Annotated in this window: 17 protein-coding genes; 13 read left to right on the top strand and 4 right to left on the bottom strand. The window is 69.9% G+C overall.

The features are described 5' to 3' along the window. Positions 1-39: 39 nt before the first annotated feature. From GA0115254_RS27880 to GA0115254_RS27870, 3 genes are read left to right on the top strand one after another with little or no spacing between them, the layout of a single operon-like run. Positions 40-1,242 (top strand): ABC transporter substrate-binding protein, encoded by a 1,203-nt coding sequence (locus GA0115254_RS27880; protein ID WP_256102811.1) that lies wholly within the window; start codon positions 40-42, stop codon positions 1,240-1,242. 13 nt (positions 1,243-1,255) lie between these two features. Then, positions 1,256-2,140, top strand: a complete 885-nt coding sequence (locus GA0115254_RS27875) for an ABC transporter permease (RefSeq protein WP_093898052.1) — start codon at positions 1,256-1,258, stop codon at positions 2,138-2,140. 43 nt (positions 2,141-2,183) lie between these two features. Further along, positions 2,184-2,999: an ABC transporter permease gene (locus GA0115254_RS27870; RefSeq protein WP_093898051.1), complete on the top strand. Its 816-nt coding sequence runs from the start codon at positions 2,184-2,186 to the stop codon at positions 2,997-2,999. Between the two features lie 116 nt (positions 3,000-3,115). Here GA0115254_RS27870 and GA0115254_RS27865 read toward each other — a convergent pair whose 3' ends face one another. From GA0115254_RS27865 to GA0115254_RS27850, 4 genes are all read right to left on the bottom strand, one after another. Further along, the gene (locus GA0115254_RS27865; RefSeq protein ID WP_093898073.1) at positions 3,116-3,679 is read right to left on the bottom strand and encodes a hemerythrin domain-containing protein; all 564 of its coding nucleotides are present in this window, start codon (positions 3,677-3,679) and stop codon (positions 3,116-3,118) included. Positions 3,680-4,059: 380 nt separating this feature from the next. Next, entirely contained in the window at positions 4,060-4,545 is a 486-nt protein-coding gene (locus GA0115254_RS27860; RefSeq protein ID WP_093898050.1) for a universal stress protein, read from the bottom strand. Positions 4,546-4,761: 216 nt separating this feature from the next. Continuing rightward, positions 4,762-5,475, bottom strand: coding sequence for a sirohydrochlorin chelatase (locus tag GA0115254_RS27855; RefSeq protein WP_093898049.1), 714 nt, complete (start codon positions 5,473-5,475; stop codon positions 4,762-4,764). Next, positions 5,472-6,599, bottom strand: a complete 1,128-nt coding sequence (locus GA0115254_RS27850) for a uroporphyrinogen-III synthase (RefSeq protein ID WP_093898048.1) — start codon at positions 6,597-6,599, stop codon at positions 5,472-5,474. Before GA0115254_RS27850 ends, GA0115254_RS27855 begins: the two co-directional genes overlap by 4 nt. 192 nt (positions 6,600-6,791) lie before the next feature. On the opposite strand from GA0115254_RS27850, the gene GA0115254_RS27845 reads away from it, so the two are divergent. The 10 genes from GA0115254_RS27845 to ctaD all read left to right on the top strand — a co-directional run bounded on the left by GA0115254_RS27845 (position 6,792) and on the right by ctaD (position 22,572). Next, positions 6,792-8,870, top strand: a complete 2,079-nt coding sequence (locus GA0115254_RS27845) for a molybdopterin oxidoreductase family protein (RefSeq protein ID WP_093898047.1) — start codon at positions 6,792-6,794, stop codon at positions 8,868-8,870. Then, positions 8,867-10,066: an NAD(P)/FAD-dependent oxidoreductase gene (locus tag GA0115254_RS27840; RefSeq protein ID WP_176740316.1), complete on the top strand. Its 1,200-nt coding sequence runs from the start codon at positions 8,867-8,869 to the stop codon at positions 10,064-10,066. Before GA0115254_RS27845 ends, GA0115254_RS27840 begins: the two co-directional genes overlap by 4 nt. Before the next feature lie 31 nt (positions 10,067-10,097). Next, positions 10,098-12,671, top strand: a complete 2,574-nt coding sequence (nirB, locus tag GA0115254_RS27835) for a nitrite reductase large subunit NirB (RefSeq protein WP_176740315.1) — start codon at positions 10,098-10,100, stop codon at positions 12,669-12,671. Further along, positions 12,668-13,069 (top strand): nitrite reductase (NAD(P)H) small subunit, encoded by a 402-nt coding sequence (locus GA0115254_RS27830; protein WP_093898046.1) that lies wholly within the window; start codon positions 12,668-12,670, stop codon positions 13,067-13,069. Before nirB ends, GA0115254_RS27830 begins: the two co-directional genes overlap by 4 nt. Next, positions 13,069-14,427, top strand: a complete 1,359-nt coding sequence (locus tag GA0115254_RS27825) for a nitrate/nitrite transporter (protein ID WP_093898045.1) — start codon at positions 13,069-13,071, stop codon at positions 14,425-14,427. The genes GA0115254_RS27830 and GA0115254_RS27825 overlap by 1 nt, the downstream gene beginning before the upstream one ends. A gap of 212 nt (positions 14,428-14,639) precedes the next feature. Continuing rightward, positions 14,640-16,154 carry an MFS transporter gene (locus tag GA0115254_RS27820; RefSeq protein WP_093898044.1) on the top strand — a complete coding sequence of 505 codons (1,515 nt, stop codon included), beginning with the start codon at positions 14,640-14,642 and terminating at the stop codon, positions 16,152-16,154. Then, positions 16,151-17,197: a glutathione S-transferase family protein gene (locus GA0115254_RS27815; RefSeq protein ID WP_093898043.1), complete on the top strand. Its 1,047-nt coding sequence runs from the start codon at positions 16,151-16,153 to the stop codon at positions 17,195-17,197. The genes GA0115254_RS27820 and GA0115254_RS27815 overlap by 4 nt, the downstream gene beginning before the upstream one ends. A 115-nt stretch (positions 17,198-17,312) precedes the next feature. Continuing rightward, positions 17,313-19,535, top strand: coding sequence for an NADP-dependent isocitrate dehydrogenase (locus GA0115254_RS27810; RefSeq protein ID WP_093898042.1), 2,223 nt, complete (start codon positions 17,313-17,315; stop codon positions 19,533-19,535). A 213-nt stretch (positions 19,536-19,748) separates the two neighbouring features. Further along, positions 19,749-20,486: a glucose 1-dehydrogenase gene (locus tag GA0115254_RS27805; RefSeq protein ID WP_093898041.1), complete on the top strand. Its 738-nt coding sequence runs from the start codon at positions 19,749-19,751 to the stop codon at positions 20,484-20,486. A 355-nt stretch (positions 20,487-20,841) separates the two neighbouring features. Beyond that, positions 20,842-22,572 carry an aa3-type cytochrome oxidase subunit I gene (gene ctaD / locus GA0115254_RS27800; protein WP_093898040.1) on the top strand — a complete coding sequence of 577 codons (1,731 nt, stop codon included), beginning with the start codon at positions 20,842-20,844 and terminating at the stop codon, positions 22,570-22,572. Positions 22,573-22,595 lie beyond the last annotated feature (23 nt).

Raw genomic sequence — 22,595 nt, 5'->3', positions numbered from 1 at the left:
GACCCGTCCCCGCCCTACCCCTCTTCCGTGGAGATCCCTGTGCGTCTGAACCGAACGTCCCGAGCAGCGGCCGCGCTCGGTGCCCTGCTCCTCGCCACTGCCTGCGGTTCGTCGGACACCGCCGGTACGTCACCCGGCGGCAGTGGCTTCACTCCGCCCGAGCTCGTCGCACAGAAGACCCTCGGCAAGACGGAGGGGCAGGTGAACCTGATCGCGTGGGCCGGATACGCAGAGGACGGCTCCAACGACCCGAAGGTCGACTGGGTCACCGACTTCGAGAAGCAGACCGGCTGTCAGGTCAACACCAAGACCGCGGGCACCTCCGACGAGATGGTCAGCCTGATGAAGACCGGTCAGTACGACGCGGTCTCCGCCTCCGGTGACGCGGCGCTGCGGCTGATCGCCTCCGGTGACGCCGCCCCCGTCAACACCGATTTGGTGCCCAACTACAAGGATGTCTTCTCCGGGCTGAAGGACCAGCAGTGGAACTCGGTCAAGGGCGTCTCCTACGGCATCCCGCACGGCCGCGGTGCCAATCTGCTGATGTACAACACGAAGACGGTCTCCCCGGCGCCCGACTCGTGGTCCGTGGTCTTCGACAAGTCCTCGGCGTACAAGGGGAAGGTCACGGCGTACGACTCGCCGATCTACATCGCGGACGCCGCCCTGTATCTGATGAAGACCCAGCCGTCCCTCGGCATCAAGGACCCGTACGCCCTGGACCAGGAGCAGTTCGACGCCGCCGTCGACCTGCTCAAGAAGCAGAACGCCAACGTCGGCGAGTACTGGAGCGACTACCTGAAGGAGGTCTCCGCCTTCAAGAGCGGTGACTCGGTGGTCGGCACCAGCTGGCAGGTGATCCTGAACACCGCCCAGGCCGAGAAGGTCCCGGTCGAAGCCGTCCTTCCCCGGGAGGGTGCCACCGGCTGGTCCGACACATGGATGATCTCCGCCAAGGCGAAGCATCCCAACTGCGCCTACAGCTGGATGAATTGGATCGTCTCGCCGAAGGTGAACGCCCAGGTCGCCGAGTACTTCGGTGAGGCCCCGTCCAATGCGAAGGCATGCACGCTGACCGCGGACAAGAGCCACTGCACCACCTATCACGCCGCTGACGAGTCGTACTGGAGGAACGTCCACTTCTGGACCACACCCATCGTGCAGTGCGTGGACGGACGTACGGACACCAAGTGCGTGCCGTACGCCAAGTGGGTCCAGGCCTGGACCGGGATCAAGGGCTGAGGGTTACCTGTCGATGACCACCACCGCGCCTGCCGCCGGACCCGTCCGGCGGCTCGCCGGGACCCTGCACCGCCGCCCCCGGCTGCGGCTGTCCCTGCTGCTCTCCGCACCGCTGGCCTGGCTCGTCCTGGCCTACCTCGGCTCGCTCTCCGTGCTGTTCCTCTCCGCCTTCTGGACCACGGACTCCTTCACCTCCAACGTGGTGAAGATCTGGAACACGGACAACTTCACCGCACTGTTCACCACCGACGTCTACCGTCAGGTCGCCCTGCGCAGCATCGGCGTCGCCCTCGCAGTCACCGCGCTGTGTGCACTGATCGCCTTCCCGATCGCGTTCTACACCGCCCGCATCGCGAACCCCAAGTGGCGACCGCTCCTCGTCGTGGCGATCCTCACTCCGCTGTGGGCCAGCTACCTGGTCAAGGCTTATGCCTGGCGGCTGATCCTCGCCCAGGGCGGCCTGCTCGACTGGGCGCTGAAGCCACTGGGACTCGAGGGGCCCGGCTACGGGCTGACCGCGACCGTCCTGGTGCTGACCTACCTGTGGCTGCCGTACATGATCCTGCCCATCCACGCCGGACTCGAACAACTCCCGGCCGGCCTCCTGGACGCCTCCGCAGACCTCGGCGCCCGCACCGGCCGGACCTTCCGCTCCGTGGTGCTGCCGATGATTCTGCCGTCCATCGCGGCCGGCTCGGTCTTCACCTTCTCGCTCAGCCTCGGCGACTACATCGCCGTACAGATCGTCGGCGGCAAGACGCAGCTCATCGGCAACCTCATCTACTCCAACATCACCCTGGACCTGCCGCTGGCCGCCGCACTCGGCACCGTGCCCGTCGTGATCATCGTGCTCTATCTGCTCGCGGTTCGCCGCACCGGAGCCCTCAGCAGCCTCTGACCCCTCTCCCTCTCCTCCGCATCACGCACAGCGAAGGCCCCCGATGAATCTCTCCCGTCCCGCGCGCGTCACACTGCGCATCGCCGCCGGGCTCGGTTTCGCGGTGATCTACGTCCCGCTGCTCCTGGTCCTCGTCAACTCCCTCAACCCGGACAGAAGTTCGGGCTGGCCGCCACCCGGTCTCACCTTCGACTGGTGGGTGGCCGCCTGGCACAGCTCAGGCGCCCGTGACGCACTCTGGACCTCGGTCAGGGCCGGTCTCGGCGCGACCGCGATCGCCCTGGTCCTCGGCACTCTCATCGCCTTCGCCTGCCAGCGCTACAAGTTCTTCGGACGCGAGGCCATCTCCTTCGTCGTCGTCCTGCCGATCGCACTGCCGGGCATCGTCACCGGCGTCGCGCTCAACACCGCCTTCCGAACGGTCCTCGAACCGCTCGGCGTGGGCCTCGGAATGTTCACGGTGGTCGTCGGCCACGCCACCTTCTGCATCGTGGTCGTCTTCAACAACGTGATCGCCCGGCTGCGCCGGATGCCCGGATCGTACGAAGAGGCAGCCATGGACCTCGGGGCCCACACCTTCCGTACGTTCCTCGACATCACCTTCCCGCTGGTGCGCTCCGCGCTGGTAGCGGGCGGACTGCTCGCCTTCGCTCTGTCCTTCGACGAGATCGTCGTGACGACCTTCACCGCCGGACCCGGCGTCCAGACCCTCCCCGTCTGGATCTTCTCCAACATGGCCCGCCCCCAACAGGCTCCTGTCGTCAACGTCGTCGCCGCCGTGCTCGTCCTGCTGTCCGTCATACCGATCTACCTCGCCCAACGGCTCTCGTCGGACACCGCCTCCGGCAGCCGCATCTGAACTGATGGGGGCCAGGGGCTCACGGTGATGAGGTCGGGTCAGGAGGGTCTGCGCATGTGATCGCGACTATTTCGAGCGGGCCGTACGTGTCGTCGGAACGCAGTGAGTACGGGACTTCAGCCCGTGGTCCTGCGGCCGCTCAGCAGGTCCCGTACGCGGTCCACGAGCCCTGCGCCGGGCGCGATCAACTTGTTGGCGGGCGGGGTGTGGGGGAGTGCGGGGTGCGGGCGGGTGGGTGCGGTTTCCTTGGCTCGGCGGACCAGTTGCCCCAGCTCGTCCAGCTTCTCGGGTGAGCAGGTGGCTGCGAGTTTCGGGAAGAGGTCGTTCTCCTCCTCGCGAAGGTGGGCGGCGAACTCGAGCTTCAGCTTCGCGACGATGTCGTTGAACTGCGGATCGTCGGCGTTCAGGTCTTCGAGGTCCTTGAGCATGCGCTCGATCCTGGTGTGTTCGGCGAGTTCTTTGTCCGCCAGCTCCGCACCGCTGCGGACGCGTTTGCGTACGGTCGGGTACAGGTGCATCTCCTCGGCCACTGAGTGCTGCACCAGTTCCGCGGTCAGCCGGTCGGCCAGGTCCCGTCGCTGCGGATGGCCGACGGGCTGTGCTTCGATCTGCTGGAACAGCTCCTCCACCTCACGGTGATCGGCCGTCAGTTCCGCGATCACGTTGCCACCGTGTCCCATGACGATCACTTCCTCGGTTCCGTTGCCCCCGGACACGTCGGAGCGGACCCTGCATTCCTGGGGCCTGTTGGGCTTTCAGCTCGTATGGCTGGGCATCGGCTCCTCGTCATCCCACCCCATAGGGTTGTCGACGATCGCCCCCGGGTCTTCGAGACCTGTGTCTCACGAACGGCGGGGTCGGGCTCATGCCCTCACCCTGTACCCGACAGGGCTGCACCGCACCTCAGCACCACTGCGTGCGCCCCCGATCCCGCACTGCCGACCGTGACCGGAGCCCGCGCTCCGGCGGGAGACTCACCCGGTGAACCGGGCAGCCGGATGAAGCCCTCGGCAGTGGACAAGGTCTCGTCGGCTGATCACTGGACGAGAAGGCCGAGCCGTCAAGGGTGGGGCTGCTGTGGCAGTGAATCGATGCCGGGCGGCGGTTCCGGCCAGACCAACAGGACCGGGCAAGGGGCGTGGTCGACGACGAAGCGCGTCGCAGGGCCCAGGCTGCGGGGCCCCAGGCGGTGCCGGTCGCCGTCGCGAGCGCAGATGAGCAGGCCCGCGCCCTCGGCAGCGCGGACGACCTCCCTTTCGGCGCGGCCGTGGGCCTGTAGGCGCACCGCGGGCCGACCCAGGCGGTCGGCGGCGGCATCCATGAGTTCGGCGGCCGCGCTCGCGGACAGGGCCGCCACTCGGTCGCCGGGGTCGCGCTCGCGGTGGCCACGGCCCAGCAGACCGACGAATGCGCCGTGGGCTGCTTCGGCGACGTCGTCGCCGGTGACGTGCAGCAAGGTGATCTCGTCCCCGGCTCGGGCGTGGGAGCGGGCGGCGTCCACCGCGGCCCGCCAGGTGCCCTCATTGATCCAGACAAGCACGGTCACGTCAGCCTCCGATGGCCTGCAGCACCGTCCACAGTGCCACAGCGAGGCCGACTGCATCGGCCAGGACCCGGATGGGGTGCGCCGTCACTGCCGGCTTCTCAGCCGGACATGGGGCGGCCGAAGAGCAGGTCGTAGCCGGGGGAAGCCGCGGCAGGACACGACGCAGCAGATCCTCGCCGACGGCGTCGGCCACCACACGCAAGCGGTACTTCGCTGCTACGCCGTCTGCCCGGACGCTTCGTCGAAGCGTTTCAGCACCAGCCGCGCCACATCGGGGTGCGCGCCGAGCGGGGCGGACACGAAGCAGCCACCGGCTCTCTGCGCGCGGAGGGCGAAGTGGCCGGGAGCCATCAGATAGCGGGCCACCGCCACCCGGCGATGGCCCGCGGCGCGCAGGGCTCCCACCGCCTCGGCCGGGGTCGGCGTGCACGCGCCGAGGTAGGCCGGGACGACCGGCCGGCCGAGCCGTTGCCGGAGCAGGCCGGCCATCAGCTCGGTGTCCGCGACGGCCGCAGGGTCGGTGGACCCCGCGGCCGTGAGCACGACGGCATCGGCACCGGAACGTGTCGGGGACCAGCCCGCCTCGGCGAGTTTGTCGCCGAGAGCGGCGGCGAGCAGCGGGTCGGGACCGAGCGCCGCGGCCATCCGGACATCGAGGTGCGGTGCGGTGGCCCGGACGGCGGGGAGGTCGACCCGGATGTGGTAGCCGGTGTTCAGCAGCAGGGGGACCAGCACCACCGTGCCGCACGAATCGGCCAGTACCTGGGCCGGGGTGGGCAGGGCGAGGTCGAGGAAGGCGAGACGGGCCGCCAGACCGGGCCGCTGGGCGCGGATCTCGTCGAGCAGCGCGTGGTAGGTGGCGATGCCCACCCGGTCGCGGGTGCCATGTGCGACGGCCAGCAGGGTGGGGGTCGCGGGCGCGTCCGTCATAGCGCGGCCGCCAGGCTGTAGCCGCGCTTGGGCACCGTACGCACCAGCCGGGAGTGCCCGCCGAGCGCCGCGCGCAGCCGGGCGACGGCCGCCTCCACGGCGTGCTGGTCGGCCTGGCCGGTGACCCAGACGCGGCGCAGCAGTTCGGCCCGGCTGAGCACTCGCCCCGGCTGCTCGGCCAGCGCGCGCAATACCGCCGCGAGCAGGGGAGGCAGTTGCACGGCCGGCCCGCCGTCGATCAGTACGGCGTTCCCCTGAAGCACCAACACGCTGGCGCCGGAGCGGAACTCACGCCTGCCACGGGCAGGCAGTGCGGCCTCGATGGTCCGCACCATGGCCCCGAGCCGGCCCCGCTCCGGGCAGAGCACGGCGATTCCGGCCTCCTCCAGCGGCCGGGCACAGATAGGGCCGACGCAGACCGACAGCACATCCTTCCGAAGACTGGCCAGCACCTCTTCGCGGAGATCGAGTTCGTCCGCGGTGGAGAGGAACGCGGTGATCGCGGGTGCGCTGGTGAAGGTGAGCGCGTGCAGTTCGCGGCGGACCGTCTGCTCGACCAGTCGGCGAAGCGCCGATGGATCGTCGGGCGGGCCCCAGCGGTAGACCGGTATCGGGATCACTTCGGCTCCGCGTTCGCTCAGCGCGGCGGTGAACGTGTCCAGCGGCACACCGTGCTCCTGCACGGCGATCCGTCTGCCGGGCAGGTCGCGCGCGAGCAGCCAGGTCAGCAGCTCGTCGGTGGCCTCGCTGACCGGGGAGAAGGTCTCGCTCAGGCCTCCGGCGCGCACCGCACCGGTCGCCTTCGGACCACGGGTGAGTACCACGGCCTCCCGGCACACCTCGGCCAGCCGTGCGCCGTACCCCCAGCCGTCGGCGGCACTCAGCCAGCCGCGCCAGCCGACCCCGGTGGTCGCCACCACGTAGTCGAGCGGCCCGGTCAGGCAGCGCGCGGTGGCCCGGCGCAGCGCCGCGTCGTCCTCCAGCGGGAGGATCCGCAGCGCCGGCGCCTCGACCACCCTGGCGCCCCGTCGGCGCAGCAGCGCGACGAGTTCCTCACGGCGGCGCGCGGCGGTGACTCCGACGGTGAAGCCGACCAAAGGGCCCGAGGGCTGCGTGCTGTCCATGCCGTGCAGGCTCCGCCGACGCTGTTTCGTCCTCGTTGCGCGCCGATCACACCCGGGTAAGCGGAGGCCGCCCCGGCGTTACGCAAGATTTCCGCCGTGTCACCTTGGGCCCGGCGGCAGGTGAAGAAGCCGTACCTCCGGCGCAACAAGTGCGACCCGGCCGCGTAATGGTGCGGACCGACGCTCAGGGGCATGACGACGACCGACACCCACTGCCCGTACTGCTCACTGCAGTGCGGCATGCGCCTGCAGGTGCCGCACGACGGCGGCGAGGCGCACGTGCTGGCGCGCCCCGGCTTCCCGGTCAACCGCGGCGCACTCTGCGGGAAGGGCCAGTCGGCCACCGCGGTGCTCGGCGCAGGTGCCCGGCTGACCACGCCGCTGATCCGCGACAAGCGGGGCGGCGAGTTGCGCGAGGCGTCCTGGACCGAGGCGCTCGACCGGGTGGCCGCCGGTCTGGCGGCGGCCGGGCAGCGCCATGGGCGGGAGTCCGTCGCGGTCTTCGGCGGAGGCGGCCTGACCAACGAGAAGGCGTACCTGCTCGGCAAGTTCGCCCGGGTGGCGCTGCGCACCCCGAACATCGACTACAATGGCCGGTTCTGCATGTCCTCGGCAGCCGCCGCACACAAGATCGCCTTCGGCCTGGACCGCGGACTGCCCTTTCCGCTGGAGGACATCGCGAAGGCCGGCTGCGTGATCCTGGTCGGCGGCAACCCGGCCGAGACCATGCCGCCCGCGCTGCGCTACTTCCGCGAACTCAGGTCGAACGGCGGCACCCTGATCGTGGTGGACCCACGTCGCACCCGCACCGCCGAACAGGCCGACCTGCACCTGCAGCCGGTCCCCGGCACCGACCTGGCGCTCGCGCTCGGCCTGCTGCACCTGGCGATCGCCGACGGCAGGGTGGACCAGGCGTTCGTCGCCGAGCGCACCACCGGCTTCGAAGCCGCCCGTACCGCGGCGATGGCGCACTGGCCGGAGCGGGTGGAGGGGCTGACCGGCGTCCCCGTGCACCAACTGCGCGAGGCCCTGCGGCTCTTCGCGGACGCAGCCACCGGCATCGTGCTCACCGCCCGCGGCCCCGAACAGCAGAGCAAGGGGACCGACACCGTCGGAGCCTGGATCAACCTCTGTCTCGCACTGGGCAAGGCCGGCCGGCCGGGTTCCGGCTACGGCTGCCTCACCGGCCAGGGCAACGGCCAGGGCGGACGCGAGCACGGCCAGAAGGCCGACCAGCTGCCCGGCTACCGCTCGATCGAGGACCCGGCCGCCCGCGCACACATCGCCCACGTCTGGGAGGTCGAGGCCGACGATCTGCCGGGTGCGGGCCGCTCGGCCTACGAACTGCTCGACACCCTGGGGACCGAGGGCGGCGCGCGGGCGCTGCTGCTGATGGGCTCCAACCCGGTGGTCTCCGCGCCGAACGCCGCACACATCACCGGACGTCTGCGCGCCCTGGACTTCCTGGCCGTCAGCGACCTCGTGCTCTCCGAGACCGCGCACCTCGCCGACGTGGTGCTGCCCGCCACGCAGTGGGCGGAGGAGACCGGCACGCTGACCAACCTGGAAGGCAGGGTGATCCTGCGCCGGCGCGCACTCACTCCTCCACAGGGCGTACGCACCGACCTGCATGTGCTGCGGGAACTGGCCGCGCGGCTCGGCGTGGACAAGGGCTTCCCGGAAGAGGCCGAGGAGGCGTTCGAGGAGCTGCGCCGTGCCTCGGCCGGCGGCCCGGCCGACTACGCCGGAATCAGCTACCGGCGGATCCGGGCCGAGGACGGGGTCTTCTGGCCCTGCCCCGGAGAGGAGCACCCCGGCACCCCCCGGCTGTTTCTGGAACGCTTCGCCACCCCGGACGGCCGGGCCCGCTTCGCCCCCGTCACACACCGTCCGGCCGCCGAGGAGCCGGACCACGAGTACCCGCTCTACCTGACGACCGGCCGGGTGCTCTCGCACTACCAGAGCGGTGCCCAGACCCGCCGGGTGCCCGAGCTGAACCGTGCCGAGCCCGGGCCGTTCGTGGAGCTGCACCCTCGGCTGGCCACGCGGCTCGGCGTGGCCGACGGGGAGGCGCTTGCGGTCACCAGCCGGCGCGGCCGCGCGGTGGCCCCCGCCCGGGTGACCGACACGATCCGGCCCGACACCGTCTTCATGCCCTTCCACTGGGCCGGTGCCGGGCGGGCCAACACGCTCACCAATCCAGCACTCGATCCGGTGTCCCGGATGCCCGAGTTCAAGGTGTGCGCCGTGCGTGTGGAGCGGGTCCGATGAGCCGGCGCATCGCGGTGGTCGGCGCAGGCATGGCGGGCGCCCGTTTCGCGCAGCAATACCGGGCACTGGGCGGGGACGGGGAAGTGGTGCTGTACGGCGCCGAGCCGCGTGGCCCCTACAACCGGGTATTGCTGGCCGAAGTCCTGACAGGCCGCTATGACCCGGAGGCCATCGCACTGCCCTACGGCGCCGGGACGCTCATGCGCGGCGGCTGCGAAGTGGTCGCTCTGGATCCGGCGGAGCGCGAACTGCGGCTGGCCGGTGGTGAGTCGGCCCGCTACGACGAGCTGGTCCTGGCCACCGGCGCCAACCCCCTCCTCCCGCCGCTGCGCGGACTGCATGGGCCGGACGGTCTGAGAGCCGGGGTGCACGCGTTCCGCACACTGGCCGATTGCGCCCGGCTCGCCGAGGACGCCGCCGCTGCCGAGCGTGCCGTGGTGATCGGCGGCGGGGTGCTCGGGGTGAGTGCGGCCCGGGCACTGGCCGCGCTCGGCCTCCCGGTGGAGATCGTCCACCAGGCACCGCATCTGATCGATCGCCATCTCGACGAGCAGGCCGGGCACGCGCTGCGCGGATCCCTTGCCGCGCTGGGTGTGGAGACCTACCCGGACAACCGGGCCCGTGCCCTGCACGGGGAAGCACGCGTGACCGGAGTCGAACTGGCCGGCGGCTACGTGCTGGAAGCAGACCTGGTGGTGCTCGCCTGCGGGGTCCGCCCGCGCACCGGGCTCGCCGTCGCGGCCGGGCTCACGGTGCGCTCGGGAGTCGTGGTGGACGACCGGCTGGCGGCCTCCGCCCCCGGGGTATATGCGATCGGCGACTGCGCCGAACACCGTGGGATCGTCCACGGGCTGACCAGCCCGGCCTGGGACCAGGCCGATCTGCTGGCGGTCCGGCTGGCGGGCGCCGACGACGATGCCCGATACACCGGCTCACGCCCGCTGACCCGGCTCAGTGCAGGGCCCGTGGAGTACGCGGCCTTCGGTGAAGTAGGCGAGAACCTCCCCGGCACCGACGTACTTCGCCTGGTCGACCCGACCCGCGGCTCGTACAAGAAGCTCGTGCTGCGCGGTGACCGGCTCGTCGGCGGCATCCTGCTGGGCGACCTGGCCGCGGTCGGCACCCTGGCCCGGGCCTACGAGCGCGACGATCCGCTGCCGCCGGATCCCCTCGATCTGCTCACCTCCACCCCATGACCGTCTGTACCGCCACCCGAGGAGCCCGCCCGTGATCGAGAAGTCCCTGGTCCTGGTCGGCCACGGCATGGTCGGACAGCGCTTCCTGGAAGCCCTGTCCGAACAGCCGGCCGCCGGACAACCACACCGCTGGCGAGTCACCGTACTCGCCGAGGAACCCCGTCCCGCCTACGACCGAGTACACCTGACCAGCTGGTTCTCCGGCACATCGGCAGAAGAACTGACCCTGTGCCCGCCCGGGTTCATCGAACAGCACGGCATCGACCTGCGACTCGGCGACCCGGCCACCGCGATCGACCGCCGGGCCCGCACCGTCACCACGCGCAGCGGCGCCGAGCTGCGCTACGACGCCCTGGTGCTGGCCACCGGCTCCTACCCGTTCGTGCCGCCGGTGCCCGGCCACGACGCCGCAGGCTGTCATGTCTACCGGACCATCGAGGACCTGGAGGCGATCACCGCGAGCGCTCGGCACGCCACGGTCGGCGCGGTGGTCGGCGGCGGCCTGCTCGGCCTGGAAGCAGCCGGAGCGCTGCGGGCCATGGGTCTTGAGACCCATGTGGTGGAGTTCGCGCCCCGGCTCATGGCCCTGCAGGTCGACGACGGCGGCGGAGCGGTGCTCCGGCGCAAGATCGAGGATCTCGGCGTTCACGTGCACACCGGCGCAGGCACCCGGCGGATCGACGCCGACGAGAACGGCCGGGCCCGGACCATGGCGCTCTCCGACGGCACCGGCCTGGCCGTCGACCTGGTGGTCTTCTCGGCGGGTGTGCGCCCGCGCGACCAGCTCGCCCGCGACTGCGGTCTGCCGGTCGGCGAGCGAGGCGGTATCGCGGTGGACGAGCACTGCCGCACCCCGGACCCGCACATCTGGGCGATCGGCGAGTGCGCCCTCGCCGTCGACGGCCGGGTCTACGGCCTGGTCGCCCCCGGCTACGCGATGGCCGACACGGTGGCCCGTGAACTCGCCGGTACCGGAGCCGAATTCACCGGCGCGGACACCTCCACCAAGCTCAAGCTGCTGGGCGTGGACGTGGCCAGCTTCGGTGACGCATTGGGTACCACCGAGGGCGCCCTGGAGGTGCTGTACGCCAACAGCCGGGCCGGAATCTACAAGAAGCTGGTGGTCAGCGCGGACGGCCGGCTTCTCGGCGGAATCCTGGTCGGTGACGCCGAGTCCTATGCCACGCTCCGACCGCTCGCTATCGGAAAATCTCAACTGCCGGGACCTGCGGAACAGTTGCTCGTGCCCGCCGCGGCCGGACGGCAGGGCCCGCTGGTGCTGCCGGACGAAGCGGTGGTCTGCTCCTGCCACCACGTCAGCAAGGCAGCGATCCGGGCGGCCGTGTCCGAGCGGGGCATGCGCACCGTTCCCGAGGTCAAGAAGTGCACCAAGGCCGGTACCGGCTGCGGGAGTTGCGTCAAGCTGCTGGGATCCGTCGTGGCCGAGGAGCTGGAGGCGGGCGGGATCGAGGTGGCCCGCGGCCTCTGCGAGCACTTCACCCACACCCGCGCCGAGCTCTACGAGATCGTTCGGGTCAAGGGCATCACAGGCTTCTCCCGTCTGATCGACGAGCACGGGAGCGGCGAGGGCTGCGACATCTGCAAACCGGCCGTGGCCTCGATCCTGGCCGCTCTCGGCAACGGCCACGTGCTGGACGGGGAACAGGCCGCCCTGCAGGACACCAACGACCACTTCCTGGCCAACCTGCAACGCAACGGCTCGTACTCGGTGGTGCCCCGGGTCCCGGGCGGCGAGATCACCCCCGCCGGCCTCATCACCATCGGTGAGATCGCACGGGACTACGGCCTCTACACCAAAATCACTGGCGGGCAACGGATCGACCTGTTCGGCGCCACCGTCGACCAGCTGCCGGGCATCTGGCGCCGCCTGGTGGACGCCGGTTTCGAGTCCGGCCATGCCTACGGAAAGGCGCTGCGCACGGTCAAGTCCTGTGTCGGACGGACGTGGTGCCGCTACGGCGTACAGGACTCGGTGGCCCTGGCGATCGAACTGGAGCTGCGCTACCGGGGTCTGCGGGCACCGCACAAGCTCAAGTCCGCGGTCTCCGGCTGCGCCCGGGAGTGCGCGGAGGCGCAGAGCAAGGACTTCGGGGTGATCGCCACCTCGGAAGGCTGGAACCTCTACGTCGGCGGCAACGGCGGAATGACGCCGCGTCATGCCGATCTGCTGGCGGCGGACCTGGACCACGACACCCTGATCCGCACCATCGACCGGTTCCTGATGTTCTACGTCCGCACCGCCGACCGCCTGGAGCGCACCGCTCCCTGGCTGGGCCGCCTGGAGGGCGGACTCGACCACCTGCGCGCGGTCGTCATGGACGACTCGCTGGGCATCTGCGCGGAGTTGGACGAACTGATGGCCCGCCACGTCGAGACCTACGAGGACGAATGGGCGGCCACTCTCGCCGACCCCGAGCGGGTACGCCGCTTCGTCTCCTTCGCCAACGCCCCGGGAACTCCCGACCCCACCGTGCGCTTCGTCCACGAGCGCGACGGGATCCGCCCCGCCCGTCCCGAAGAGGACGGGTTCCCCCTCGCGCCGGCCCTGATCGCCGGCCCTGCCCTGGAGGTACGTACACGATGAGCGAGGCCAATCCGCCCGAGAACGCCGAGTACACGGTGGAGATCGACGACGGCCGGGCATGGACACCGGTCTGCCGGTACCAGGACCTGCTCCCGGGGCGCGGTATCGCGGTGCTCGTCGGCCCGCAGGGCGAACAAGTGGCGGTCTTCAGCGAACGCGGTGGCGCGGTGCACGCGCTGGCGAACCGCGACCCGTTCAGCGGCGCCCACGTCATCTCGCGCGGCCTGCTCGGCAGCCGGGGGAGCGTACCGGTGGTGATCTCGCCTATGCTCAAGCAGGCTTTCGACCTGCGCACCGGACGCTGCCTGGACGAGGACCACGCCCCCGACGGCGCCACGGCCCACCTCAGGGTCTGGCCGGTGCGCGTGGTCGCGGCAAGGCTTGCGGAGGCGTGCTGATGAGCAGCGTCACCGCGACCGCCGCCGATGCCGGCACCCGCCGGATCAAGGACTGGGATCCCGAGGACACCGACTTCTGGAGCCTGGCGGGCGCCCGGATCGCCCGGCGCAACCTGGTCTACTCGGTCCTCAGCGAGCACATCGGCTTCTCCATTTGGAGCCTGTGGTCGGTGCTGGTGCTCTTCCTCGGCCCGGAGTACCACATCGACGCGGCCGGCAAGTTCATGCTCACCGCCGTGCCCACCGCACTCGGCTCGGTGCTGCGCATCCCGTACACCTTTGCGGTGGCGCGCTTCGGCGGGCGCAACTGGACCGTCTTCAGCGCCCTGCTGCTGCTCGTGCCGACCGTGCTGGCCGGAATCGTGCTGCGGCCCGGCGTCTCGTACGGCACGCTGCTCGCGGTGGCCGCCGTGGCCGGGGTGGGCGGCGGCAACTTCGCCTCCTCGATGGCCAACATCAACGCCTTCTACCCGCAGCGCCTCAAGGGCTGGGCCCTGGGTGTGAACGCGGGCGGCGGCAACCTCGGGGTACCGGTGGTGCAGCTGCTCGGCCTGCTGGTGCTGGCCACCGCGGGCGCCGGCCACCCACGCCTGCTGGTGCTGGTCTATCTGCCGCTGATCGTACTGGCTGCGCTCGGCGCGGCGCTGCGGATGGACAACCTCGCAGGCGCGCGCAACGAACGCGGAGCGATGCGCGAGGTGCTGGGAGACGCGCACAGCTGGGTGATGTCGGTGCTCTACATCGGTACCTTCGGCTCGTTCATCGGCTTCGGCTTCGCCTTCGGTCAGGTCCTCCAGGTGCAGTTCCATGAGCAGTTCGACACCCCGGTGAAGGCGGCCTCCCTCACCTTCCTCGGTCCACTGCTCGGCTCGCTCTCCCGCCCGGCGGGCGGGCTGCTGGCGGACCGGTTCGGCGGCGCCCGGGTGACCTTCTGGACCTTCGCGGCGATGGCGCTGGGCGCGGGCACGGTGCTGGCGGCGTCCCGGCAGCACTCGCTGGCGCTCTTCCTGTGCGGGTTCGTCGCCCTCTTCGTGCTCAGCGGGGCGGGCAACGGGTCGACGTACAAGATGATCCCGGCGATCTTCCGGGCCAGGGCGCGGGCCGAAATCGCGGGCGGCACGTCGCCGGCCGAGGCCGAGCGGAGGTCGCGGCGGCAGACCACGGCACTGATCGGGGTGGCCGGGGCGATCGGCGCCTTCGGCGGAGTGCTGGTCAATCTGGCCTTCCGGCAGTCCTTCCTGGAGACACACAACGGACAGGCCGCCTATCTGGCGTTCCTCGGGTACTACGGCCTCTGTCTGGTGGTGACCTGGGCCTTCTACCTGCGACGGTCCGCGCACCGCCTGCCGGGGGTGTGACCGCACCACCGCTGCGAACGGCGCGTCCGGCCGACCGGCTCTCGAACGCCACGGCCCGGAGCCCGTGCGGACCGTCGACGGCCGTGTCCTCCCCCGGGGCACGGCCGTGGCCTGCGTGCGATGCCTCCCGTCCACTGAAACGGATGCCGGAAAACCGCCGTCGCGGCCCTGCCGGGATGAGTATCGGGGCCCTTGGTCCTAGGGTGCGAGCCATGGCAGAGAGTGCAGCTCACTGGGGCGCTGCGGGGTGGGATGCTCACTCGGCCCCCGGCCCCGGCACCCCCGACCCGCGCCGGTGGCAGGCGCTCGCGGTGTGTCTGATCGCGGGGTTCATGACCCTGCTGGACGTATCCATCGTCAATGTCGCCCTGCCGTCGATCCGGGAAGGGCTCCACACCCCGGAGTCCGACCTGCAGTGGGTCCTCTCCGGGTACTCGCTCGCCTTCGGCCTGTTCCTGATCCCCGCGGGACGGCTCGGTGACGCGCGGGGACGCCGCGCGGTGTTCATGGCCGGGCTCGCCCTGTTCACCCTGGCATCAGCAGCCTGCGGAGCCGCTCAGTCCAGCCTCTGGCTGGTGGTCGCCCGTCTGGTGCAGGGCCTCGCCGGGGGACTGATCTCGCCACAGATCTCCGCGTTGATCCAGCAGATGTTCTCCGGCCAGGAGCGCGGCCGGGCCTTCGGCATGTTCGGCACCGTGGTCGCCATCTCCACCGCTGTCGGCCCGCTCGCCGGTGGCCTGCTGATCCAGGCGGCCGGTTCCGAGGAGGGGTGGCGCTGGGTGTTCTACGTCAATCTGCCGCTCGGCGCCGTCTGCCTTCTGCTTGCCCGGCGCCTGCTTCCGGACACCCCCTCGGCCGGCCGGGTGCGCCTGCGTGACCTCGACCCCCTCGGCGTGCTGCTGCTCGGCACGGGTGTACTGGCTCTGCTGCTGCCCTTCGTGCAGTCGCAGCAGTGGCCCGGCAACCGGAAGTGGCTGCTGATCGCTGTGGCCGCGGCGCTGCTCGCCCTCTTTGTCGGCTGGGAATCCCGCTGCGGCAGACGCGGCACGCAACCGGTCGTCGACCTGTCGCTCTTCCGGGTCCGCTCCTACTGGCTGGGCTGTCTGCTGAGCCTGATGTACTTCGCCGGATTCACCTCGATCTTCTTCATCACCACGCTCTACCTGCAGAGCGGACTGCACTACTCCGCCCTGCAGGCGGGACTCGCCATCACACCCTTCGCACTGGGCGCGGCCGTCGCGGCGAGCCCCGGCGGCCGAATGGTCGGCCGATTCGGGCGCCCCCTCGTCGTAGCCGGGCTGACCACGGTGGCCGTGGGGCTGGCGGCCACGGCGCTGGCTGTGCATCTGGTGCCGGGGCGGGGCGCGGGGTGGGCGATGGTGGCCCCGCTGCTGCTGGGGGGTCTGGGCAGCGGCCTGGTCATCGCCCCGAACCAGACACTGACCCTCTCCCGAGTCCCGGTGGCCAGGGCGGGGAGCGCCGGCGGAACTCTCCAGACCGGCCAGCGCGTCGGGTCGGCGATCGGGATCGCCGCGGTCGGCTCGATGTTCTTCGCCCAACTGGGCGGCGGCGGGTGGGCCGTCGCGTACGACCACGGGCTCCTCGTCGCGGTCGCCTTCGTCCTGGTCGCTCTGCTCATCGGGCTGGCAGATGTGCGCGGGGAGCGTCGCAGCAGGAGTCGTACACACCGGTCCGTCCGCAGTCCGTCCGTAGGGAGAACGCCATGAAGGAGAGCGAGAGGAGCGCGACCACCAGCGCAGGGACCGATAGCAACGCGGCGTACGGGCACAAGGCCTTCAAACGGTCCAGGAGTCATTTCGCCGACCGCATCACCGCCGACGGCCGGGACGGCTGGCCCGTCGAGGCCGGCCGCTACCGGCTGGTTGTCAGCCGCGCCTGCCCGTGGGCGAGCCGCGCACTCGTGTCCCGGCGGCTCCTCGGCCTGGAGAGCGCCCTCTCGCTGGCCGTCGCCGATCCGATTCAGGACGACCGCAGCTGGCGCTTCACCCTGGACGAGGGCGGCAGGGACCCGGTGCTCGGCATCAGCTATCTGAGCGAGGCGTACGACGCACGGGAGCGGGACCACCCCGGCGGGGTCAGCGTGCCCGCGATCGTCGACGTACCCAGCGGCAGACTCGTCACCAACGACTTCCAGCAGATCACGCCGGACTTCGCGACCGAGTGGACCGCGCTGCACCGGCAGGGCGCCCCCGACCTGTATCCCGAGGCCCTGCGTGACGAGATCGACGAGGTCATGCAGGGCATCTATCACGATGTCAACAACGGCGTGTACCGCGCGGGCTTCGCGGCGCAGCAGTCCGAATACGAGGCCGCCTACCAGGATGTGTTCGGCCGCCTGGACCTGGTGTCCGAGCGTCTCGCGGACCGGCGCTATCTCGTCGGCGAATCCCTCACCGAAGCCGACATCAGGCTGTTCACCACACTGGTGCGCTTCGACGCCGTCTACCACGGACACTTCAAGTGCAACCGTTCGAAGCTGGCCGAGGACCGTGTCCTGTGGGCGTACGCCAGAGACCTGTACCAGACCCCGGGTTTCGGCGACACGGTCGATTTTCGCCACATCAAGCAGCACTACTACCGGGTCCACACGGGCATCAACCCCACCGGCATCGTGCCCGTCGGCCCCGATCTGTCGGGCTGGCTGACCCCGCACCACCGGGCTGAGCTGGGCGGACGCCCGTTCGGCGACGGCACCCCGCCCGGTCCGGTGCCGCCCGGGGAGGAAGTCCCGCCGTCGGGGCGTCCCTGAACCCGGCGCCCGTGGCGGCTCCTGCCGAAGCAGGGGGCAGGGCCCTGTCGAGTCGGCCGCGATCACGAGATATCTTGATGTCAAGCAATGTTGCAGACGTGGAGCGGAGCACAGGGTGACTGACTCGACCATCATCTATACACACACCGACGAGGCCCCGGCCCTGGCGACGTATTCGTTCTTGCCCGTGGTCCAGGCCTACGCCTCGACGGCCGGGGTCAATGTCGAGAGCCGTGACATCTCGCTGGCCGGGCGCATCATCGCCGGCTTCCCCGAGTACCTCGAGGAGAGCCAGCGCATCGACGACGCGCTCGCCGAGCTCGGTGCGCTGGCCAAGAAGCCCGAGGCCAACATCATCAAGCTGCCGAACATCTCGGCTTCGATCCCACAGCTGAAGGCTGCCATCGCCGAGCTGCAGGCACAGGGCTACGCCCTTCCGGACTACCCGGACGACCCGCAGACCGACGAGGACAAGGACGTCCGCGCGCGTTACGACAAGGTCAAGGGCAGCGCGGTGAACCCCGTGCTGCGCGAGGGCAACTCCGACCGCCGCGCCCCCGCCTCGGTCAAGAACTACGCCAAGGCGCACCCGCACCGGATGGGCGCCTGGTCGGCCGACTCGAAGACGAACGTCGCCACCATGGGCGTCGACGACTTCCGCTCCACCGAGAAGTCCACGGTCATCGCCGAGGCCGGTTCGCTGCGCATCGAGCTCGCGGGCGACGACGGCAGCACCACCGTTCTGCGTGAGTCGGTGCCGGTGCTCGCGGGTGAGGTCGTCGATGCGGCGGTCATGCGTGTCGCGGCCCTGCGCGAGTTCTTCACCGCGCAGGTCGCCCGCGCCAAGGCCGAGGGCGTGCTGTTCTCCGTCCACCTCAAGGCCACCATGATGAAGGTCTCCGACCCGATCATCTTCGGCCATGTGGTCCGCGCCTTCTTCCCGAACACCTTTGCCAAGTACGGCCAGGTGCTCGCCGCGGCCGGTCTCTCCCCGAACGACGGCCTCGGCGGCATCCTCAAGGGTCTGGACTCGGTGCCGCACGTGGGCGCCGAGATCAAGGCATCCTTCGAGGCCGAGCTCGCCGAAGGCCCCGCGCTGGCCATGGTCGACTCCGACAAGGGCATCACCAACCTGCACGTACCGAGCGATGTCATCGTCGACGCCTCCATGCCGGCCATGATTCGCACCTCCGGTCACATGTGGGGCCCGGACGGCAAGGAGGCCGACACCATCGCGGTGCTCCCCGACAGCAGCTACGCGGGTGTCTACCAGGTCGTCATCGACGACTGCCGCGCCAATGGCGCCTTCGACCCGTCGACCATGGGCTCGGTGCCGAACGTCGGCCTGATGGCGCAGAAGGCCGAGGAGTACGGCAGCCACGACAAGACCTTCGAGATCCCCACCACCGGTACGGTGCGGGTCGTCGACGGCAGCGGCAACGTCGTGCTGGAGCAGGTCGTGGGCGCGGGCGACATCTTCCGCATGTGCCAGGCCAAGGACCTGCCGATCCAGGACTGGGTGAAGCTCGCCGTCACCCGCGCTCGCGCCACCGGCGTCCCGGCCGTGTTCTGGCTCGACGAGGACCGCGCCCACGACGCGCAGCTGATCGCCAAGGTCAAGACGTACCTCGCCGACCACGACACCGACGGCCTGCAGATCGAGATCATGTCGCCGGTGAAGGCGACCGCGTTCTCGCTGGAGCGCATCCGCCGCGGCGAGGACACCATCTCGGTCACGGGCAATGTGCTGCGTGACTACCTGACCGACCTGTTCCCGATCCTCGAGCTGGGCACGAGCGCGAAGATGCTCTCCATCGTCCCGCTCATGAACGGCGGCGGACTGTTCGAGACCGGTGCCGGCGGCTCCGCACCCAAGCACGTCCAGCAGCTCGTCAAGGAGAACTACCTCCGCTGGGACAGCCTGGGTGAGTTCTTCGCGCTCGCGGCCAGCTTCGAGCACCTGGCGACGACCACGGGCAACTCGCGTGCCCAGGTCCTCGCGGACACCCTCGACCGTGCGACCGGCACCTTCCTCAACGAGGACAAGTCGCCGAGCCGCAAGCTGGGTGGCATCGACAACCGCGGCAGCCACTTCTACCTGGCCCTCTACTGGGCCCAGGAGCTGGCGCGGCAGACCGATGACACGCAGCTTGCGCAGGCGTTCGCCGGGCTCGCGAAGACGCTGGGAGAGCAGGAGCAGACCATCGTCGACGAGCTGATCGCGGTGCAGGGCTCGCCGGCCGACATCGGCGGCTACTACCAGCCCGACCCGGCCAATGCCTCGGCTGTCATGCGCCCGTCGTCGACGTTCACCCAGGCCATCGCCACGATCGGCTGACGAGACAGTCGCGGAAGGGGGCGCATCCCGGCACCCCCCTCACCCCTCCCGCCCCGGTCGGCACTTTGCCCGGCCGGGGCGGTTCCGTGTCCCGAGCCTGCAGCGAAGACGCTCGGCCGGCGCCGACGGTTCTGCGCGCAATCGCTTACAGGGAGCAGCTGTGCCGGTAGGTTCGAATGACCCGGATCAACTGCTCCTGGAGGGGGAGAGACCGTGCTGACAGGCAGGAATGCGGTGGTCACCGGAGGGTCGCGGGGCATCGGCCGCGCGATCGTCGAGCGACTGTGCCGAGACGGGGCCCATGTGGTCTTCAACTACGCCACCAGCGACGACGCGGCCGAAGAGGTCGTCCGCACGGTGCAGGACAACGGAGGCAAGGCCTGGGCCGTCCGGCTCGATCTCGCGGACCCGGATGCGCCGGAACAGCTGATGGAAGCCGCCGAGACACAGCTGGGCGGCCTGGACATCCTGGTGAACAACGCCGCACTGTGCCTCACCCCGTCCCTCATCGCGGACACCGACCCGGCGGTGTTCGACAAGGTGATGACGGTCAACACCAGAGCGGTCTTCATGACGATCCGCCATGCGGCCCGGCGGATGCGCGACGGCGGCCGCATCGTGAACATCTCCACGGCGAACACCGTGCGGCCGGGTCCTGGCATCTCCGCATACGCCGCCAGCAAGGGTGCGGTCGAGCAACTCACCACCATTGCCGCACATGAACTCGGAGCGCGCGGGATCACGGTCAACACCGTCTCGCCCGGCGCGACCGACACCGATCTGCTGCGCGGAACCAACCAGCCGCAGGCCCTTGAGGCAGTCGCCGGTATGACCCCCCTCGGCCGATTGGGCGAACCCTCCGATGTGGCCGATGTGGTGGCCTTCCTGGCCGGCCACGACGGTCGGTGGATCACGGGCCAGAACGTGCGCGCGACGGGCGGGCTGGCCTGAGCGACAGCCGGGTCGCCCGGGACCGGTCACCGGTCCGGGCGTTCACGGGATTCTGCGGTAACAGCGTTGGACCGTGCGGGAGTTCGGACTGCTGCAAGACGTCCGCACCGATGCGCAGGTCCGCACCGGCCTCGGCCCTGTGCGAGCGGGCCGAGGCCCGGACCTCAGGACGCCCTGACGAGTGAAAGTCACGCGACGGCGGGCGCAGGGCCGCACATAGTGGCCCTGCGACTGATTTGCTGCACCTGGAATCTGGCGTGACGCGCGCGGGTTCGGCCTGTCGGCCGGCCGGTGGAGGCGGCGCCCCTGCCGGGTGCTCAGTCCACTCGCGAACGACAATCGAAGGAGCGTCCCGGTGACGACGACGGGTACAACAGGGGCAGCCGAGGAAGAGGAGGCGTACGCGAACGAGCTTCCGGTCCGGGCCAAGGAACCGGGAAACGTCGTCATCAAGTGGCTGACCACCACCGACCACAAGACGATCGGCACGCTGTACCTGGTCACCTCGTTCGCCTTCTTCATCGTCGGCGGCGTGCTGGCCCTGGTCATGCGCGCCGAGTTGGCCCGTCCCGGAATCCAGATCGTCTCGCCCGAGCAGTTCAACCAGGCGTTCACGATCCACGGCACGATCATGCTGCTGATGTTCGCGACGCCGCTCTTCGCCGGATTCACGAACTGGATCATGCCGCTGCAGATCGGCGCGCCCGATGTGGCGTTCCCGCGGCTGAACATGTTCGCGTACTGGCTGTACCTCTTCGGCTCGATCATCGTGGTGGCCGGCTTCCTCACCCCGAGCGGTGCGGCCGACTTCGGTTGGTTCGCCTATTCCCCGCTGACCGACGCGGTCCGCTCGCCGGGCATCGGCAGCGACATGTGGATCATGGGTCTGGCCTTCTCCGGCTTCGGCACGATCCTCGGTTCGGTCAACTTCATCACCACGATCATCTGCCTGCGCGCTCCCGGCATGACGATGTTCCGCATGCCGATCTTCGTCTGGAACGTCCTGCTGACCGCTGTGCTGGTCCTGCTGGCCTTCCCGGTCCTCGCGGCGGCCCTGCTGGTGCTGGAGGCGGACCGCAAGTTCGGTGCACACGTCTTCGACCCGGCCAATGGTGGCGCCCTGCTCTGGCAGCACCTCTTCTGGTTCTTCGGTCACCCGGAGGTGTACATCATCGCACTGCCGTTCTTCGGGATCGTCACTGAGATCATTCCGGTCTTCAGCCGCAAACCGATCTTCGGCTACATCGGTCTGATCAGTGCGACGATCGCGATCGCCGGGCTGTCGGCGACCGTGTGGGCGCACCACATGTACGTCACCGGCGGTGTGCTGTTGCCGTTCTTCTCGTTCATGACCTTCCTCATCGCGGTACCGACCGGTGTGAAGTTCTTCAACTGGATCGGCACGATGTGGAAGGGATCGCTGTCCTTCGAGACGCCGATGCTCTGGTCGATCGGCTTCCTGGTCACCTTCCTCTTCGGTGGTCTGACCGGTGTGATCCTGGCGTCGCCCCCGTTGGACTTCCACGTCTCGGACTCCTATTTCGTCGTCGCGCACTTCCACTACGTCGTCTTCGGCACCGTGGTCTTCGCGATGTTCGCCGGATTCCACTTCTGGTGGCCGAAGTTCACCGGCAAGATGCTGGACGAGCGGCTCGGCACGATCACGTTCTGGACGCTGTTCGTGGGTTTCCACGGCACGTTCCTGGTGCAGCACTGGCTGGGTGCCGAGGGCATGCCGCGTCGATACGCGGACTACCTCGCCGCAGACGGCTTCACCGCGCTCAACACGATCTCGACGATCTCCTCGTTCCTGCTCGGCCTGTCGATGCTGCCGTTCCTCTACAACGTGTGGAAGACCGCGAAGTACGGCAAGAACGTAGGGGTCGACGACCCGTGGGGCTACGGCCGTTCGCTGGAGTGGGCAACCTCCTGCCCGCCGCCGCGGCACAACTTCCTCACGATGCCGCGGATCCGCTCCGAATCCCCGGCGTTCGACCTGCACCACCCCTCGGTGCGCTCCCTCGACGAAGGCCTCAACCATCCCGGCACCGGGACGACGTGGACCCCGGGGGACAGGCAGGCGTGAGCACGGCGGCCCCGGGAGAGGAG

It is taken from the genome of Streptomyces sp. Ncost-T10-10d (genome assembly GCF_900091955.1).
Lineage (GTDB): Bacteria > Actinomycetota > Actinomycetes > Streptomycetales > Streptomycetaceae > Streptomyces.
Note: the sequence above shows the minus strand (reverse complement) of the source record. Positions and strands in the feature narration are given on the sequence as shown.

What these genes read in the sequence shown, in the direction of transcription:
- GA0115254_RS27840 (WP_176740316.1), top strand. Translation starts at nt 8,867, where the DNA reads ATGAGCCGGCGCATCGCGGTGGTCGGCGCAGGCATGGCGGGCGCCCGT.
- GA0115254_RS27845 (WP_093898047.1), top strand. Translation starts at nt 6,792, where the DNA reads ATGACGACGACCGACACCCACTGCCCGTACTGCTCACTGCAGTGCGGC.
- GA0115254_RS27865 (WP_093898073.1), bottom strand. Translation starts at nt 3,679, where the DNA reads ATGGGACACGGTGGCAACGTGATCGCGGAACTGACGGCCGATCACCGT.
- GA0115254_RS27870 (WP_093898051.1), top strand. Translation starts at nt 2,184, where the DNA reads ATGAATCTCTCCCGTCCCGCGCGCGTCACACTGCGCATCGCCGCCGGG.
- GA0115254_RS27815 (WP_093898043.1), top strand. Translation starts at nt 16,151, where the DNA reads ATGAAGGAGAGCGAGAGGAGCGCGACCACCAGCGCAGGGACCGATAGC.
- GA0115254_RS27875 (WP_093898052.1), top strand. Translation starts at nt 1,256, where the DNA reads ATGACCACCACCGCGCCTGCCGCCGGACCCGTCCGGCGGCTCGCCGGG.
- GA0115254_RS27850 (WP_093898048.1), bottom strand. Translation starts at nt 6,599, where the DNA reads ATGGACAGCACGCAGCCCTCGGGCCCTTTGGTCGGCTTCACCGTCGGA.
- GA0115254_RS27830 (WP_093898046.1), top strand. Translation starts at nt 12,668, where the DNA reads ATGAGCGAGGCCAATCCGCCCGAGAACGCCGAGTACACGGTGGAGATC.
- GA0115254_RS27855 (WP_093898049.1), bottom strand. Translation starts at nt 5,475, where the DNA reads ATGACGGACGCGCCCGCGACCCCCACCCTGCTGGCCGTCGCACATGGC.
- GA0115254_RS27820 (WP_093898044.1), top strand. Translation starts at nt 14,640, where the DNA reads ATGGCAGAGAGTGCAGCTCACTGGGGCGCTGCGGGGTGGGATGCTCAC.
- GA0115254_RS27825 (WP_093898045.1), top strand. Translation starts at nt 13,069, where the DNA reads ATGAGCAGCGTCACCGCGACCGCCGCCGATGCCGGCACCCGCCGGATC.